Here is a 17,268-nt window from a genome sequence, read left to right on the forward strand (position 1 = left end):
ATTATTTTAAAAAATCCAATCCCATTTTGCGATAACGTTCTGGATCGGTATCCCAATTATTACGCACTTTCACAAAGAGAAAAAGATGAACCTTTTGATCCATAATTTCCATAAGCTCCTTGCGTGCTGCTTGACCAATCGTTTTAATTGTATCGCCTTTTGCTCCTAAAACAATTTTCTTCTGACTCTCACGCTCTACATAAATAACTTGATTAATTTTAACGGAACCATCTGAACGCTCTTCAAAGCTTTCCGTTTCAACCGTTGAGGAATAAGGAAGCTCATCATGAAGACGAAGAAAAAGTTTTTCACGCGTAATTTCAGCAGCAAGATGACGCATGGGCATATCGGAAATTTGATCTTCCGGATAATACCATGGCCCCTCCTGCATCATGTTACTCAACGCATGAAGTAAATCCCTGCAACCAGAACCATTTAGAGCAGAAATCATAAATGTTTGCGCAAACTTTACACGTTCATTTATTTGAGTGGTTAACGCTAAAAGAGATGATTTAACAACTGTATCAACCTTATTGAGAACAAGAACTTTTTCTTGTTTCATAGTGTTTACACTCTCTAACATCATCTCAACTTCATCTGAAAGACCACTTTGAGCGTCAATTAAAATGAGCAGAACATCAGCGCTCTTAGCCCCTCCCCAAGCAGCAGAGACCATGGCACGTTCTAAACGCTTATGAGGACGAAAAACACCCGGAGTATCGACCAACACAATTTGCACATTATCGTGAATAACAATACCGCGGATTAAAGTTCGTGTTGTTTGTACCTTATGCGTTACAATTGAAACCTTTGTTCCGACCAATTGATTAACCAGTGTCGATTTACCGGCATTAGGCATACCGATAAGCACAACAAACCCAGAACGCGTTTTCATAACGTCATTCATGATCGCTTTTTCCTACGTTTTTCCATACTCCCTCTCGTCGCAAAATTTTTTCAGCGGCCATTCTTTCAGCATATCTTTTAGAGCTCCCCAGCCCAATCTCTGAAGCAAAACCTGAAATACTAACCTCTACCATAAAAACAGGATCATGATCTGGACCTGAACGTTTTATTACCTGATAATGTGGCTGTGCATTGCCTTGGATATGCGCCCATTCTTGTAATTCTGTCTTGGCATCACGTCGAGCTGCATTCATTTTCTTTGCCCGACTTTGCCAATATTTTTGAATAAAAGGACGAACGCTTTCCAATCCTCCATCAAGATACATAACAGCAATCAAAGCCTCTACGACATCTGCATGCATATTGATGAGTCGACGCCCTTCAAAATTTCTCATCTCAAAACCGACTTGGATCATATCAGACAGCCTCATTTCACGTGCAATATCAGCACATGTCTGCGCATTAACCAGATGATTCAAACGGACTGATAATTCACCTTCACTTGCTTTCGGAAAAAGTTGATACAGCATCTCTGCAATCAAAAGTCCTAGAACCCGATCTCCTAAAAATTCTAATCGTTCATAATTCCCTTGTTCCGAATCCTGTACACTCGCGTGTGTTAATGCTCTTTTTAATTTCTCTTCATCTTTAAAACGATGCCCCGTCAACTTGCAAAGCTGATCAATCACGAGACGTTTCATCGTTTTTTCCTTGCTTGATAAGCGGCAAATCATGAACCTTATTTATGAAAGAAAACAAACGTTTCCAACGTACATCAAATGGCCAGCGCCAAATCTGCCAAGCACTTGAACCGTTACTGATAGAAAAGAAAATCACGCTCGCGCGACCAATAAGATTTTCTTCTGGAACATAGCCTACATCCAAACGACTATCATCTGAATTGTCACGGTTATCCCCCATCATAAAATAATGCCCCTGAGGAACCTCAAAGACTTTCGTGTCATCAACTTTTGGGATGAAAGCTAAATCAAGCGTATCGTAGCGAACACCATTTGGCAATGTCTCGCGATAGACCTCAACAGGATAGTTCACTTCCGTTATATCAGAATTATCAATCTCTCCCATAAAGTGACGTGAAACAGCCTCATCATTAATATAAAGAACACCTTGACGAACTTGTATACGATCACCTGGCAGCCCAACAACGCGTTTTATATAATCGATCTTTGGATTACTTGGTAAACGAAAAACGACCACATCTCCCCGTTGAGGTTGAGACGCCCAAATACGTCCAGAAAAAAGGGGAGGAGAAAAAGGAATGGAAAAATGAGAATACCCATATGCATACTTAGAAACAAAGAGATAATCCCCCACTAATAAAGTAGGACGCATGGAACCGGAAGGAATACTAAAAGGCTGAAAAAAAAGTGTCCGAATAAACGCTGCTAAAAGCAGAGCCTGTGTTAAAACAGAAATTAATTCAAGAATCCCACCTTTTTTTTCTTTTTTATGCACTTTATCTTTTTGGACCATCACCAACTGCCTTCCCATCACAAATATAACTTTTTTTCATCATAATATTCAAATAACAAAAGCACAATCTCTCACGCCATCTATCCACGTGGAAGTGCTTCAATAATAACAAATGCCTGCGCCCAAGGAAAATCATCTGTTATGCTGAGATGAATAATCGCCTCATGATGAGGAGGTAATAACTTTTGAAGTTGCCCTTGCGCACGATTTGTTAATTGCATGATTGGTTTCCCGGAGGACAAATTAACCACCCCCATGTCTTTCCAATTGATCCCACAAGCGATTCCTGTCCCTAAGGCTTTAGCACATGCTTCTTTAGCGGCAAATCTTTTCGCATAAGAAGAAGATTTCTTTTTGAGATTTTCGGACCTATTCCTTTCAATATCCGTAAAAATGCGCTGGATAAAACGCTCGCCATAACAAACCAACATTTTCTCAATACGTCGTATATCAACCAAATCATTTCCAAGACCAACAATCATAAGTATCCGATCTTTCTTACGATGAACGCTTCTTTAAACGCCTTTTTTTTATAATCTTTTGATATCGCTTTTGTTTAAAACGAACCGTTGCTCTGTAAACACCTATATAAGATAAACCACCAAAAACAATACCTAAAAGAGTTCCACCTAAAATCATAGGACTCATAATTGTATCCCATGCCCCTTTAAAAAGGAGAGAGAGATTTGACACTGTCAAACCGTTAAAAAGAGAACGAATTTGAGAAAGAGAGATCTCATTGACATCGCTAAAAAGCGATAAACAAAAATACCCTACTTTATAATCAGCCATGACAATCAATAAAAATGTGAGTGGATTAGAAAAAACCGTCCCAATGATTGCAGCCGCAAAGTTTGCACGCAAAATCCAAGAAAAAAATATTGCCAAGATAATATGCACCCCGAAGACAGGAGAACAAGCTAAAAAAATACCAATAGAAAACCCTAGTGCAACCTCATGCGGTGTTGCTGATATACGCAAAATACGTTTATAGATGTAAGAAAACGAGCGGGAAAATGAACGACGCGGCCATAACCAAAGTCGAATACGCGTTACAAAATCTACTGGTTCTCGACGACGAAAAAGCATATGACTCTCAATATACATCTTTTGATGATAAAATAATCTATATCATCCAAATTAATTTTTTTAAGTTTTTGCATAAAAAAAAATAGAAAGACAATTAAATATTTCGACTGCCTGGTTTAATCGCTGGAAGAGCAGAAAGATCTGCAGGAAGTTCATCACCCGCATAAGAAGTGATCTCATATTCAGCTAGCGCAATCAACGGAACGCCAACATCAACCTTACCACCAGAACGATCAAGGATGCATGCACTTGCCAAGACCTTTGCTCCTGCTGCCACCAACGCCTCAACGGTCTCACGAATAGAAAGCCCCGTTGTCACAATATCTTCAACAATAACAACCCGCGCACCCTTCTTGATTTCAAAACGTCGTAATTCAAAGACGCCATTGATACGCTCTACCCAAAGAGAAGGAACACCAAGGTGACGTGAAGTCTCATAGGAAGGAATAAGACCACCAATTGCGGGGCCAACAACATAATCAATTTGTTCCTTGATAGATTCTTTGATTTTTTCAGCCAATCCACGACAGAGTTTTTCCGTCAAGTCAGCATGCATAAACACTTTTGCCTTTTGCATATAAGTTGCACTATGGCGTCCCGATGTTAAAATAAAATGCCCTTCTAGAATAGCATCTGCTTGTTTAAAAATATCAATGACATCTTGTGTATTCATTGCAAAATCTTCCTTGTTATCCATGAACCCGCCGTACTGTACTGACTGAATTTGCCTTTTTTAACTGAGAAAAAATACGATTCAAATGTTTTAAATCCCAAACTTCCAAATCAATCATCATTTCTGTAAAATCTGTTGCCGTTCGGATCAAAGATAAATTTTGGATATTGGCATCGTTAGCAGAAATTATTTGCGTAATTTCAGCTAAAGAGCCAGGACTATTGACAACCAAAATATTTATTCGCGCAGGAAAACGTTCATTCATTTGAGCGTCAATATCCCAGCGGACATCAATCCATCGTTCTGGCTGATCATCATAGGCCATCAAAGCCGAAGACTGGATTGGATAAATAACGATCCCAGCGCCTGGTTGCATAATACCAACAATCCGATCTCCAGGCACTGCTCCTTCTGGTGAAAAACGGACAGGTATATCTCCACGGGTTCCTCGAATAGGTAAGGCTTTAGATTGATGATCCTCTATCATTGCATCCTTTTCATTTTCTGGAACCTTAAAAATCATCCCTTGAGCATTTTCAATATTGAACCACCCTTCCTCCCCTGGCTTAAAAGATGATTTTTGGACTACACGCTCTTGATAATCAGGATAAACCGCTTTAATCACATCAGCGGAAAACAATTCTCCACGCCCAACAGCAGCCAAGACATCCTCTACATCTTTACGCGCCAAACGCGGTAAAACTTTCTTCAAAACATCTTTTGAAAATTGTTTTCCCATATATTCAAATGAACGCTCAAGAATACGATATCCTAAGCCTGAATATTGCTTACGCACCGCTGCTCTGCTTGCGCGTCGGATAGCTGAACGCGCTTTACCTGTGACAACAAGAAATTCCCACGCAGCGGGCGGAATTTGAGCGTGTGAACGGATAATATCAACTTCGTCACCATTTTTTAATTTAGTCATTAAAGGCATAATACGACCATTGATTTTTACGCCCACACAAGAATCGCCAATGTCTGTGTGGACAGCATAAGCAAAATCGATAGGTGTCGCGCCTTTAGGAAAAGCAATTAATCGACCTTTTGGTGTAAAACAAAAAACTTGGTCTTGAAAAAGCTCAAGTTTTGTGTGTTCTAAAAACTCTTCCGGATTATCTCCATCAGATAAAGATTGTATCGTTTGACGCAACCATGCATAGGCATTTGTTTCGCTTGATAACTTCGAAGTCGAATAATTGGAACCCTGCTCCTTATATATGGAATGGGCAGCAACCCCATATTCAGCAACTTCATTCATGGCAGCCGTTCTAATTTGCAACTCAACGCGTTGTCTCGAAGGTCCCACAATGGTTGTATGAATAGAACGATAATCATTTTGCTTCGGTATAGAGATATAATCTTTAAAACGACCAGGAACCATCGGCCAGGTCGTATGGATGACACCAAGAGCACGATAACAATCATTCACGGATTCAACAATCACACGAAATCCAAAAATATCCGATAGCTGTTCAAAAGATAATGCTTTGCTTTCCATTTTGCGAAAAACTGAATAGGATTTTTTCTGACGGCTTTTAACATCTGCTTTAATGCCATTTTCCAAAAAAAGTTTTGTCAATTCATTTTCAATTGTGAAAAGTAAATCACGATTGCGCTTTGATAATTCAGAGAGTCGATTGGTAATCGTACGATGACCTTCTGGATTTAAATAAAAGAAAGAGAGATCCTCTAATTCTTCACGCATATCCTGCATACCCATACGGCCCGCAAGTGGCGCATAAATATCCATTGTCTCCTCAGCAATTCGTCGACGTTTATCATCACGCATGACGCCAAGGGTACGCATATTATGAAGGCGGTCTGCAAGTTTGACTAAAAGCACACGAACATCATCAGAAATGGCAATAAGAAGTTTACGAAGATTTTCTGCCTGTACAGCTTTCTTTGATACAAGATCAAGCTTATTAAGCTTTGTAAGCCCTTCAACCAACTTCCCAATTTCAGAACCAAAAAGTTGATCAATTTCTGCTCGTGTAGCACTTGTATCTTCGATTGTATCATGCAAAAGAGCAACAGCAATCGTTGCCTCGTCCAATCGCATATCTGTTAAAATAGCAGCGACTTCTAAAGGATGAGAAAAATAAAGATCACCTGAAGCACGCTTTTGATGTGCATGCTTTCTCATTGCATAATCATAAGCCCTGTTTAAAAGAGCCTTGTCTACGTCAGACTTGTAACGCTGAACACGCTCAACAAGCTCACACTGACGCATCATACGAGCATATCCTTTATCTTTTCACACCTTTAATCCTTATTGAACACACCTTATCAATAAAAGACAAAAAAAATAACCACCCCTTACATGACAAAGTATTTTTACTCCTGTAGTATCAACCAATGCAATTAATAATCGTCATTTTTTTCTGGAACGACCAAACCTTCAATCCCCGCTAAAAGCTCTTCTTCTGACATATGATCAAATGAAGTTCCTTCTTCTTGCGATGATGAATTAAAAACACTTTCAGCTTCACTTGAATGGGTGATAAATTCACTTGCCATTTCTGGCTCATCTACTTCCACATGCTTTTGTAGCGAATGAATAAGATCTTCTTTTAAATCAGCAGGCGACAACGTTTCTTCTGCTATTTCACGCAAAGCAACAACTGGATTTTTATCATTATCACGATCGACTGTAATTTGCGCTCCTTGTGAAATCTGACGCGCCCGATGACCTGCTAAAAGTACCAATTCAAAGCGGTTATCAACTTTATCAATACAATCTTCTACCGTTACGCGGGCCATTTATGCCTCTTTCTCAAATAAAAAAATTTAATAGTGGATTAGGAGAGTATATACAATAATCAAAATAAAACACAAGAAAAACAACACACGCTTTCATATTTTTTGCTTAAAGAACTTATTTGAGAAAACTCTTGGAAACTTTATATGAAAATGTATATCCTGCTCATGCTTGTTATCAAAGCTGCGCTTCAAACAATTCCAATAGATTAGATTTGAGCAAAGGAAGGTGTTTCTTGACAAAATACCTCTTTGAGGTCTTTATTCTTTTAACAGAAAAACCAGCTCTTAAAAATCCTTTCTAATAACAACAATCTTATGCATACTTTTTATGATACTATATTTATGAAAGACGGAATTTTTTCTTTAAACATTATATGTATTGCACGCTTATTTATCGAATGAATTACGGAAAGATTGCCTCTCGTTCCATTATCATTAGCCATAAGTTCATATTAAAATTTCTTCTAAAATAGTTTATTGATATTCTAGATTATTTATAAAAACATCACTCATCATATACGCCATAAAAGACTCAAAAGAATAAAAAAATTGATGCCTAACACCATGAACAACTCATTAACACCGCCTTGCCCAGAGCCCCCCAAAAATTGCAATTTATGCCCCAGGCTCCATCAGTTTATCGCTGACTGGCGTGTGAAAGAACCAAGTTGGTATAACGCACCGGTCCGCCCTTTCTTTCCCTATAAAGGAGCAGATACAACGCGTCTTCTCATTGTTGGTCTTGCTCCTGGACTACGCGGCGCCAATCGAACTGGACGTCCATTTACGGGTGATTATGCTGGACACTTACTTTATTCCACTTTAAAAAAATTCGGGTTTGCGCAAGGAACTTTTGAAGAAAGAGCAGATGATACTCTTGAACTGATTGATGCTGCAATCGTTAACTCTGTTCGTTGTGTTCCACCAGAAAACAAACCCACCGGTGCGGAAATTAATACGTGCCGCTCTTTTTTTTCGCCTCTTTTAACAAATCTTCCCAAACTTAAAGCCGTTATTACCTTAGGTACCATTGCACACCATTCAACCGTACGCGCTCTTAATGCAAAAGTTTTAGCACATCCTTTTGGACATGGCACAATCAATAACATTGGTAGATTACGCATCTTTTCCAGCTATCACTGTTCTCGTTATAATACGAATACAGGCCGCTTGACAGACGCTATGTTTCACCAAATTTTTCAAGAGGCAAAAACATACTTAGATCAATGCTAAATCAATAAAGCATATCCAAGCCGGTCATCCATATCTTTTTAAAAGTCTTGCTTTTTCACGTCCCCAATCACGTTTTTTTTCCGTTTCGCGCTTATCATGAAGTTTTTTTCCACGGGCTAGCGCAATCTCTAACTTAACGCGCCCACGTTCATTAAAGTAAAGTTTGAGAGGAACAAGTGTCATTCCCTCACGGGATGTTGCATTAAAAAAACGTGCCATCTCACGTTTTGAAAGTAATAATTTACGCAAACGTCGCGGCTCATGATTAAAACGATTAGCCTGCGTATATTCAGGAATATAGCTGTTGACTAACCATAATTCCCCATTTTCAAAACTGGCATAGCTTTCAGCAATATTAGCATGATTAGAACGTAAAGACTTTACTTCCGCTCCTTGAAGAACAAGGCCCACCTCAAGATTATTAAGAATTTCAAAATTAAAACGTGCTTTACGATTATCAGCAATTATTTTCCGTACGGGTGCGTTCTTTTTTTTATTCATGGCTTTTCAATATCATTTTATGCTTTTAAAAGACCCGCATGACTAAGAGCTGCATCAATAATCTTCTTGGTGCTCTGTGTTAATGGAACAATCGGAGAACGCACTGTCTCACCACAAAATCCCAATTTTGCAACAGCATATTTAATCCCGGCAGGGCTAGGTTCAATAAATACAGCACGATTGAGAGGCATGAGGCGATCATTTAATTCCCGTGCTGTTTTATAATCCCCATGAAAACAAGCGGCTTGAAGCTCTGCACAAAGTTTTGGAGCAACATTGGAAGAAACTGAAATACATCCGACACCTCCATGGGCATTAAAACCTAACGCTGTACAATCATCACCGGAAAGTTGCACGAAATCTTTACCACATTTTTCACCTTGTTCACTTACGCGCTCAATTCTGCTCGTTGCATCCTTAACACCAATGATATTGTTAAAATCTTGATAAAGGTCTCTCATCGTTTCCACAGCCATATCAATAACAGAACGACCCGGAATATTATAAATTATAATCGGGATAGAAACAGCTTTGGCAATGGAAGAAAAATGCTTATATAAACCAGACTGATTGGGTCTATTATAATAGGGTGTAACAACCAAAACGGCATCTGCACCAGCTTTTTGCGCGTGTTGTGCGAGCTCTATAGCTTCACTTGTGCTATTAGATCCTGCTCCAGCAACAACAGGAACACGCTTTGCGACCTGCTCAACACACAATGCTATAATTCGCTTATGTTCTTCATGACTTAAAGTTGCTGATTCACCTGTCGTCCCAACAGGGCTTACACCGTTAATCCCTTGTGTGATTTGCCATTCAACAAAATCACAAAACGCTTTCTCATCAATTGCACCCTTCTGATCAAACGGTGTAATAAGCGCAGTTATAGCTCCCTTGAGCATGATCAACTCCCTATAATGTTCGCTTTTATTTTTTTTATAATCGCCTTTATAAATTTTAAATAGAGCATAATCTTGCTCTATCATCGAAGCAAGATGAATTTCAAAAAAAGCCTTCATAAGATCAATATATTCTTCCTTAGATTTTGAACATTTCTTTAAAATAAGCCGTCTGTATTAACGTGTTTTTCATGCTTGTATTCTATAAAGCCTTAGTTTTTTTTTACAAAAAGCAAGGTCTCAAGGTCTTTTCTCTATGCGTGTATTTTCCACCTCTCTTTTCGTAGCAACCTTTACTACACTTATACTGGCAATAAGAATTTTATTTTCAAATGCCTATGCACAAACACCTTTTTTACATGGGAAAGCACCAATCCCTTCGGCACGTCCTACCGCCCTTACTGTCAAACAAGCAGCTCAACCTCTTCAACAAAGACACACTACATCGCACAATACTGCGACACTCAAACAACTAAAAGCTGGGCTAGATGCCCTTGCAAACAACAATATTGCAAAAACAATAAGTCTTCGTAATTCACTGGAAAAACATAGCCTTGATCGTTATATTTTAACATGGGCGCTGGGGCTATCAAACCAAGATAATATACCAAGTTCTGAAATATATAATGCCATCAACATGCTAAAAGGATGGCCCGGTATAGAAACGATGCAACGCAATGCTGAGCGTGCTTTTCTTAACGAAACCAATGTCACACGCGCTATCATCCAAAAATTTTCTCATCATCCCCCTCTTACAGCACAAGGTATGGCTCTCTTCGCTAAAGCACTTATCGCGATGGGGCAAACCACTCGTGCTCAACATGTTCTTGCACCGTGGTGGCATAAAACACCGCTTAATGCAAAAGAAGAAGTGTTCGTTCTTAAAAGTGCAAGTGCGGCCTTAAAACCTATTGATCATTTAAAACGCATGCAGTTTATGCTGTATGCACATCGTTTTGATACAGCAGCACGCGTTGCAAAATTAGCCCATGCTCAATCTCTTTTTGATGCTTTTGTGGCCGTTGAAAAAAATGATCCTAGAGCAACACAAAAATTACGCGCTGTCGAGAGAACATGGAAAAAAGATCCTCTCTTCCAGTTTGCTCGAATGCGCCATCTTCGGCGAACAGAGCAATATGATGCAGCCGCAACACTCATGATGAAAACATCAAAAGATGCCTTCCATCTTATGAACCCTCATTCTTTGTGGAAAGAACAACGCGCCCTTTCTCGCGAAATGCTCGATTTAAACAAACCCAAAATGGCTTATCAACTCGTTGCGATGCACACTGGTATGACATCTGCATTAGCCGTCGATGCTGAGTTTCATGCAGGATGGTATGCACTACGGTTTCTTCATAACCCTAAATTAGCAATGCAGCACTTTTCACGCATTCCTCAACTTTCTTCTTTACCTTTTTCTGCATCACGTGGATATTACTGGATGGGACGAACAGCAGAAACGCTAGGAGAACACAAAAATGCTCAACACTACTTTCATCGCGCAGCGCATTTTGGCGCAACTTACTATGGTCAATTAGCCGCTGCACGGCTTAACCAAAAAAAACTTAACATTTCCTTTCCTAAACCAACAACTGCTGAGCGACAACATTTTAATGCACGAAAAGCTATCAAAGCAATTCAACGTCTTGAAGAAGCCGGCTATGCGGATCTTGCTAAAGTTTTTTATAGAGAACTCGGAAAAAAAATAGAAAGCCCCGGTGAATTAGCTCTTCTGGCTGTCATGGCAGAAAAAAATGGTGACTATTATACCAGCCTCAAAATTGGAAAAATGGCTGCTTTTCAGGGTAAAAATGTCGGGGCACTTTCTCATCCGCTGGGAGCTATACCGGCTTCTGCTCATATTTCTGTAGAAGAAAAATCGCTTATCTATGCCATTGCACGCCAAGAAAGCGAATTTAATCCAACAGCCATATCAAAAGCAGGTGCACAAGGGATCCTCCAATTGCTTCCTACAACAGCAAAAGCACTAGCAAAAAAATACTCAATCGCATGGTCTCCTAAAAAATTCGGCAGTGATGCTCATTATAATGCAACATTAGGGGCCCATTTTCTCAATGAACAATTGGAACGTTTTAATGGATCCTATATCTTAACGCTTATTGGCTATAATGCGGGGCCCCGCCGAGTCAATGAATGGATAAAACGTTATGGCGACCCTCGAGAACAATCTCTTGATAACGTCATTGATTGGATTGAGCGCATTCCTTATACAGAAACACGGAATTACGTGATGCGCGTCATGGAAAATTATGGCGTCTACAAAGCAAGACTCACTGGGAAAATAGATATAAAAACCGACCTGCTTTCTGGTAGATGGAAATAATGTGCCTTAATCTTCCCTAATAGCATTGTATTCTTAAGAGATATCTTTATTCCCTCTTAAAGAGTATTCACATACAGCCTCACTCTTAACGTGCAAGTAAGTCAAGTGATTTTAATGGATTCAGTATCAATAGAGTTGAATAAGAAAATCCTATGCTATTCGAAGCTCTCATTCCAAATATAAAATAATGAATTATCATTATAAATCATCATGTTGCGCAAATAGTTTATTTTTTCTCAACACATAAACGATCATATCATAGAGGTTATCAATAGAAAAAGAGTGAAATGAATAGCGCATCCTTTTACTATTGCTTATTCATCAACATTAAAATCTTGTACAATAGCATATTTTGAGGATGTTTTTTCTGCTTACAATATTTCTCTATCCTAAAGGGCCAATAGTATGCATTTCTTATAGCTTTTTTGTTTTAAAAAGGCGTTTTTTAATGTTTCTAAGTTCATTTCACAATGGTGAATCTGAAGAGTGCTTACGAAAATCCTCTCACGAATAGTACCAAAAGCGATTAGATAGAGTGCCTTTAATGCGATAAAAGCTATAAAGCCTTATCATCCCCTAATTCCCAATGTTGCAATAACCCTGTCATTTAGAGCGTTCATAAGAAGTATGTTCACTCTTAAAGTTTCTTATCCATGTTCTCCCTTGGCCCTTGTGACGTCTTTAAGCGAATGGTTTTGATTGATTCAACATAAAAAAATTAGAGAGAACTATATTTCATTCAAATTATAAAATGATGAGCAATCATTATAAATCAATATATTATACAAACAGAGCTCCCTATAAAAAATCAGCTAAAGATCAAGGATACTCTAATCATTTTATTCACTTTTGATGGTGGAGGGGGAGGAAAAGAACCAACACGTTGAAGTGCCGCCATAGCCAATCGATCAAGTTCTGGATCTCCAGCAGAAACGACAACACGGCTAGAAAAAATACTCCCCCGCTCATGTACTCTAAATTCTAACTTCACCGTTCCTTTTGCCCAGCTGGTACGTTGGCCTACAACATAATCTTTTTGCTTTTCTAATTGCAATTGTACCTTTGCTAACCACTCCATTAACATCATATCTTCAAGCCCTGCTGTACTGCCGCTCTGTCTGGCGGATGATGAATGCATGGCCTTTACAGGTGGATGTTTTACAACTGTCTTTAGACTTGTTTTTTTTTCAAATATTTTATCTTCTACTTTTTGAGGAAGAGATTCTTCTAAAGATTTTACTGTAAAATCATCTTTTTCTAAGGTATGTTGGGGCGCTTTTGGTTGAACTTCATCCACCATTTCCAATATCTCTGGCTCTTGCTCAGGAAGATTTGGTTGCGATAGTTCTGATTTTGTACTCAGACTTGATAAATCTGGATCATGTTCTGGATTCGGCGAATCTCTATCAGCATCTAGATATACACTCTCTTGGGCAAGAGTTAGCATAACAGTCGACGAGAGCATACCATTATTCACTCCAATCTTTCGAAAATAAAACTGTGCTCCCAATGCAATATGCAAAGAAAGAGCGCCAACAAATGCACCAACCCAAAGAGTTGGTAACTGCCTCGTATTTGCAAAGTTCATTGTTTCTTCTGCCACTATTCTAATTGCAATATTGATATTTCATCTCATTAAAACAAGCTATTTTGAAATTGCAACTTTTTTCTTGACTGATTCTATCATGTTTAATATGGTCTCTCTGTGATTTTGTATTGTTAAATCATTCCCGCTTGGTTAGCTAATTTTTGATAGAGTTAAGTCAAGCATTTTTGCGGGGATTTTTATTTTATATGTAAAATTTCAAGCTTAGAGAGGGGATGTTTTTAAAAAGATTATTAAAAAAAGGTTATAATGTGTTATGCAAATAAGACGAGAAAATATATACGAAAGCTGTGTGATTTTAGGTGTTTTGTCGGTTTTTATACCTTCATTTGTTTTTGCACAAAATAGCAATAGGAATGTTGTGACAGAGCTCAAACCAATCCTTATTAAAGGACAAAAAATAGGAGATGCTTTAAATTCGATAACCATTCTAACTGATCGTAAAACCAACAAGAATATTGATGAAAAACAAATAACTGATATGTATGACGTGAGTCGTCTTAATCCTTCTGTCTCCTATAACTCTGAAAATAATAGTTTTGTTATTCGTGGTTTAGATGCAAACCGTATTCTTATGACAATGGATGGTATTTCTCTTCCATGGTTTAATGATGTATTCCGTGGTGGCGGTGGAAACACAACTTTTGATTTCAATGCTCTCTCTACGTTTGATACTATTCAAGGATCAGATTCTAGTCTTCATGGTTCTGGTGCTCTAGGAGGAATGATTGCATTGCGTACCCTTAATCCTGAAGATCTTATCGTGGAAGGAAAAAATTGGGGAAGCCTTATAAAGGGTGGTTATAATTCTGTTGATAACAGCTGGCACATCGATCAAGCTTTTGCTGTGCGCAATTACCGGACATTTTTGCTTTTCCAAGGGTCTTATATAGAAGGTCATGAGCGCAAAAATATGGGAACAGTGGGAGGATATGGAGAACGCACGCGTAAAAACCCTTCTCATTTTGACAAAAATAACTTGCTTTTTAAAGTTCATCAATATTTGAGTGATAACCATCGAATTGGTTTGACTGCAGAACGTTTTGGTCATAATAGTAACACCCATGCATTAAATTCATCTAAGAGATATGCTCCGGGTTCCGTTTATGAGCGGGATGATAAACTTCGTGAGCGCTTTTCTCTTTCTTATAATTATAATGGTAATGGCGACGCACTTCTTGATGCGTTTAGTGGGAAGCTTTATTGGCAAAGACAATCAAGTCGTTACGTTATGAGTGGCGTTCGTGTTTCAGCTCCCAAAGGGGATTATTTGAGAGATAATTTTTTGCGTAATATCAATTATGGCTTCAATGCTGATGCACTTAAAAAAGTAGATTTTAGCACTGTGAGCCATACGTTAAAGTTTGCAACAAATGTTGAAGCATCTAAATTTCATCACTATTTGTTTGGTAAAGATAGTTGTCATATAAAAGAACACGCGCAAGGATGTCTTTTTGTTCCTTCTAATCGATCAGATTCACCAGACACAAATGGTTACAATTTAGGTTTTGTTTTTGAAGATGAAATTGGGTTAGGTGATGGTCGTTTTCGTGTAACGCCGGGGGGGAGATATGATTGGTACAAATATGTTCCTCAGAAAACAGCTCCTTATGAAAAAGCACTGATTTCTGATAAATTCCCTCCAGAAAGAAGTGGATCACGCTTTTCTCCTAAATTGCGCATGGAGTGGGATGTACGTAATCAAGTAACGCTCTATGCTCAGTGGGCACAAGCTTTTCGTGCACCACGTATTTCAGAGCTCTACGTCTCTTATATCAAGCCTGGTGCTTATTACGTGAAAGGAAATCCTGACCTTAAACCAGAAACAAGCAATGGCTATGATGTGGGGTTACGCTATGGAAATGGAAGTTTTGGTGGTTCCTTTAATGCCTTTATTAACCAATATAAGAATTTCATAGATACTGAGGATAAGGGCCCATCAGAAGACTTCAGATTTGCGCGTCAGCATTACATGAATCGTTTCCGCGTGCAAATTTTTGGTTTTGAAACAAAAGCGCATTTAGCCCTTAAAAATGGTTTTCATAGCAGTGTTGCTCTTGCTTATTCACAAGGAAAAGATCTTGATAAAAAGGAGTATCTTAACTCAATTCCTCCTTTGAAAGCAGTTATCGGTTTAGGATATGCAAAAGAGGTTTGGGGAGGTGATATTATTCTTACTTTGGCGGCCAAACGTGACAAAGTAGCTAAAGAATCTGATTACCAAAAAATTCCAGGATACCATGTCGTTGATATGACAGGGTGGTGGAAGCCATTCGGTGAAACAGGACCTATCTTGAGAGCCGGTGTTTATAATCTTTTCAATACAAAATATTGGAATGTATCAGAGCTTCCTTCAAGTGGAGGCTCAACACCGAAGGATTATTATAGCCAGCCTGGTCGTAACTTTAAGGTGTCGTTCGTACAAAAGTTTTAGTTACTTTTATTAACGATTAAATCAATAAAATTGTATCGATAAAAGGATTAGTTATTGTGTTTCTATTTTCAACATCTTTAAAATTACAAAGATTTGATAGAAAAGTTTTAATTCTTTCTGTTTTATCGTTTTTTTGGTTGTTCAGCTGTTGGCGGTGGGGCATTATTTTGTGATAGATTAACTCTTAAAAGAATTTAATCTATCGCCTTGAAATTGTAAAATTTGAAAGTTAGTTTTTGAATTAAGTAACATAAAGGTAAAGTCCATGGCATATACAGCTGAAATGATTCTTCGTTTGCGTGAAGAAAAAAAAGAAATGCGAAACCGCGATTTTGCGGTTTCGATTGGTATATCTGAAGCAGAACTTATCGGAGCCTATTGTACCATTGGAAAAGCAAAAAGACTGCAAGCTGATGTTGCTACTCTCTTGGAAAGTGCACCTCGTCTTGGAAAAGTCATGGTCTTAACACGCAATGAATATGCTGTTCACGAAATAACAGGATGTTTTGAAAAAATTATTCAAAATCAACATATTCCTATTACACTAGGTGAAATTGATTTGCGTATTTTTACAAAACAATGGAAGTTCGGTTTTGAATGTGATGTCATTATCCTTGGAAAGCCTGAAAAAAGTCTGCAATTCTTTGATGAGCATGGCGTTGCTATTTTAAAGGTCTATTCTAAAGATATAACTAATATGGAAGAGTGGAATAAACTTGTTGAAAAGCTCCTTCTTGAAGATCAATCCTCTGTTCTTGACATTCTTCCCGTTTCTCTTCCAATTCAGTGTGACATAACAGAATTGGATATTGAGAATTTTCGGGATCGTTGGCGTAAAATGACAGATGTACACCAACTTCATAAAATTATTTCCGAATTTAAAATTAATCGGCATCATGCTGTAAAATATGCTGGAAATGAATTTGCCGATGAACTACAGGTAAATGCTGTTGAAATAATGCTTAACCAAGTCGCAGAACAAGAACTGCCTATCATGTGTTTTGTTGGGAATAAGGGGTGTATTCAAATTTTTAGTGGAACTGTAAAAAATATTAAGCAAATGGGACCTTGGCTTAATGTTCTTGATCCGGGGTTTGACCTTCACTTACTCATGTCTGGGATTGCTAGTGTGTGGCATGTTCGCAAACCTACCCGCGATGGTTATGTCAGTTCACTTGAAGTTTTTGATAAAAATGATGGTATGATTGTTCAATTTTTTGGCTTGCGTAAAGAAGGTCAAAAAGAGCGTGAGGATTGGCGTGCTTTATTGAAGTCTCTTCCTCTCTATCAAGAATTAGTCGTCGCTTAGAAAGATAAAAT

The 17,268-nt window shown here is 38.4% G+C and carries 15 protein-coding genes; 4 read left to right on the forward strand and 11 right to left on the reverse strand.

All coding sequences use genetic code 11. The annotated features are described in order from the left end of the window. Nucleotide 1 precedes the first annotated feature (1 nt). The 8 genes from era to rpoZ all read right to left on the reverse strand — a co-directional run bounded on the left by era (nt 2) and on the right by rpoZ (nt 6,928). A complete protein-coding gene (gene era / locus NNJ85_RS00665; protein ID WP_254472741.1) occupies nt 2–907 on the reverse strand; it encodes a GTPase Era in 906 nt (301 codons plus the stop codon). Further along, complete coding sequence (gene rnc / locus NNJ85_RS00670; RefSeq protein ID WP_254472743.1) at nt 900–1,607, reverse strand: ribonuclease III; 708 nt, start codon at nt 1,605–1,607, stop codon at nt 900–902. The genes era and rnc overlap by 8 nt, the downstream gene beginning before the upstream one ends. Continuing rightward, complete coding sequence (gene lepB / locus NNJ85_RS00675; protein WP_254472745.1) at nt 1,588–2,400, reverse strand: signal peptidase I; 813 nt, start codon at nt 2,398–2,400, stop codon at nt 1,588–1,590. Before lepB ends, rnc begins: the two co-directional genes overlap by 20 nt. Before the next feature lie 80 nt (nt 2,401–2,480). Next, on the reverse strand, nt 2,481–2,882 hold the full coding sequence (gene acpS / locus NNJ85_RS00680) for a holo-ACP synthase (protein ID WP_254472747.1): 402 nt from the start codon (nt 2,880–2,882) through the stop codon (nt 2,481–2,483). 16 nt (nt 2,883–2,898) lie between these two features. Further along, on the reverse strand, nt 2,899–3,489 hold the full coding sequence (locus NNJ85_RS00685) for a DUF2062 domain-containing protein (protein ID WP_254472749.1): 591 nt from the start codon (nt 3,487–3,489) through the stop codon (nt 2,899–2,901). A 94-nt stretch (nt 3,490–3,583) separates the two neighbouring features. Further along, complete coding sequence (pyrE, locus tag NNJ85_RS00690; RefSeq protein ID WP_254473869.1) at nt 3,584–4,162, reverse strand: orotate phosphoribosyltransferase; 579 nt, start codon at nt 4,160–4,162, stop codon at nt 3,584–3,586. 16 nt (nt 4,163–4,178) lie between these two features. Beyond that, the gene (locus tag NNJ85_RS00695) at nt 4,179–6,401 is read right to left on the reverse strand and encodes a bifunctional (p)ppGpp synthetase/guanosine-3',5'-bis(diphosphate) 3'-pyrophosphohydrolase (protein ID WP_254472751.1); all 2,223 of its coding nucleotides are present in this window, start codon (nt 6,399–6,401) and stop codon (nt 4,179–4,181) included. 128 nt (nt 6,402–6,529) lie between these two features. Continuing rightward, nucleotides 6,530–6,928: a DNA-directed RNA polymerase subunit omega gene (rpoZ, locus tag NNJ85_RS00700; protein ID WP_254472753.1), complete on the reverse strand. Its 399-nt coding sequence runs from the start codon at nt 6,926–6,928 to the stop codon at nt 6,530–6,532. A gap of 552 nt (nt 6,929–7,480) precedes the next feature. On the opposite strand from rpoZ, the gene NNJ85_RS00705 reads away from it, so the two are divergent. Continuing rightward, entirely contained in the window at nt 7,481–8,161 is a 681-nt protein-coding gene (locus tag NNJ85_RS00705) for a uracil-DNA glycosylase (RefSeq protein WP_371923314.1), read from the forward strand. A gap of 24 nt (nt 8,162–8,185) precedes the next feature. On the opposite strand, the gene smpB is transcribed toward NNJ85_RS00705, so the two are convergent. Both smpB and dapA read right to left on the reverse strand, forming a co-directional pair. Continuing rightward, entirely contained in the window at nt 8,186–8,662 is a 477-nt protein-coding gene (gene smpB / locus NNJ85_RS00710; protein ID WP_254472755.1) for an SsrA-binding protein SmpB, read from the reverse strand. A 17-nt stretch (nt 8,663–8,679) separates the two neighbouring features. Further along, on the reverse strand, nt 8,680–9,564 hold the full coding sequence (gene dapA, locus NNJ85_RS00715; protein WP_254472757.1) for a 4-hydroxy-tetrahydrodipicolinate synthase: 885 nt from the start codon (nt 9,562–9,564) through the stop codon (nt 8,680–8,682). Nucleotides 9,565–9,817: 253 nt separating this feature from the next. Between dapA and NNJ85_RS00720 the strand changes: the two genes are divergently transcribed. Then, on the forward strand, nt 9,818–11,908 hold the full coding sequence (locus tag NNJ85_RS00720) for a lytic transglycosylase domain-containing protein (protein WP_254472759.1): 2,091 nt from the start codon (nt 9,818–9,820) through the stop codon (nt 11,906–11,908). Nucleotides 11,909–12,716: 808 nt separating this feature from the next. Here NNJ85_RS00720 and NNJ85_RS00725 read toward each other — a convergent pair. Continuing rightward, nucleotides 12,717–13,496: an energy transducer TonB gene (locus NNJ85_RS00725; protein WP_254472761.1), complete on the reverse strand. Its 780-nt coding sequence runs from the start codon at nt 13,494–13,496 to the stop codon at nt 12,717–12,719. Between the two features lie 274 nt (nt 13,497–13,770). Between NNJ85_RS00725 and NNJ85_RS00730 the strand changes: the two genes are divergently transcribed. Together NNJ85_RS00730 and NNJ85_RS00735 are read left to right on the forward strand one after the other, a co-directional pair. Further along, nucleotides 13,771–15,948, forward strand: coding sequence for a TonB-dependent hemoglobin/transferrin/lactoferrin family receptor (locus NNJ85_RS00730; protein WP_254472763.1), 2,178 nt, complete (start codon nt 13,771–13,773; stop codon nt 15,946–15,948). 265 nt (nt 15,949–16,213) lie between these two features. After that, the gene (locus NNJ85_RS00735) at nt 16,214–17,257 is read left to right on the forward strand and encodes a hemin-degrading factor (protein WP_254472765.1); all 1,044 of its coding nucleotides are present in this window, start codon (nt 16,214–16,216) and stop codon (nt 17,255–17,257) included. The last annotated feature ends 11 nt before the right edge of the window (nt 17,258–17,268 follow it).

The sequence above is a fragment of the Bartonella sp. B1098 genome (genome assembly GCF_944896145.1).
In the GTDB taxonomy this organism is placed as follows: Bacteria; Pseudomonadota; Alphaproteobacteria; order Rhizobiales; family Rhizobiaceae; genus Bartonella.

Coding starts and splice junctions, on each gene's coding strand:
- acpS (WP_254472747.1), bottom strand. CDS start 2,882: ATGATTGTTGGTCTTGGAAATGATTTGGTTGATATACGACGTATTGAG.
- NNJ85_RS00730 (WP_254472763.1), top strand. CDS start 13,771: ATGCAAATAAGACGAGAAAATATATACGAAAGCTGTGTGATTTTAGGT.
- smpB (WP_254472755.1), bottom strand. CDS start 8,662: ATGAATAAAAAAAAGAACGCACCCGTACGGAAAATAATTGCTGATAAT.
- lepB (WP_254472745.1), bottom strand. CDS start 2,400: ATGGTCCAAAAAGATAAAGTGCATAAAAAAGAAAAAAAAGGTGGGATT.
- NNJ85_RS00685 (WP_254472749.1), bottom strand. CDS start 3,489: ATGCTTTTTCGTCGTCGAGAACCAGTAGATTTTGTAACGCGTATTCGA.
- dapA (WP_254472757.1), bottom strand. CDS start 9,564: ATGCTCAAGGGAGCTATAACTGCGCTTATTACACCGTTTGATCAGAAG.
- NNJ85_RS00705 (WP_371923314.1), top strand. CDS start 7,481: ATGCCTAACACCATGAACAACTCATTAACACCGCCTTGCCCAGAGCCC.
- NNJ85_RS00735 (WP_254472765.1), top strand. CDS start 16,214: ATGGCATATACAGCTGAAATGATTCTTCGTTTGCGTGAAGAAAAAAAA.
- NNJ85_RS00720 (WP_254472759.1), top strand. CDS start 9,818: ATGCGTGTATTTTCCACCTCTCTTTTCGTAGCAACCTTTACTACACTT.
- NNJ85_RS00695 (WP_254472751.1), bottom strand. CDS start 6,401: ATGATGCGTCAGTGTGAGCTTGTTGAGCGTGTTCAGCGTTACAAGTCT.
- rpoZ (WP_254472753.1), bottom strand. CDS start 6,928: ATGGCCCGCGTAACGGTAGAAGATTGTATTGATAAAGTTGATAACCGC.
- pyrE (WP_254473869.1), bottom strand. CDS start 4,162: ATGAATACACAAGATGTCATTGATATTTTTAAACAAGCAGATGCTATT.
- NNJ85_RS00725 (WP_254472761.1), bottom strand. CDS start 13,496: ATGAACTTTGCAAATACGAGGCAGTTACCAACTCTTTGGGTTGGTGCA.
- era (WP_254472741.1), bottom strand. CDS start 907: ATGAATGACGTTATGAAAACGCGTTCTGGGTTTGTTGTGCTTATCGGT.
- rnc (WP_254472743.1), bottom strand. CDS start 1,607: ATGAAACGTCTCGTGATTGATCAGCTTTGCAAGTTGACGGGGCATCGT.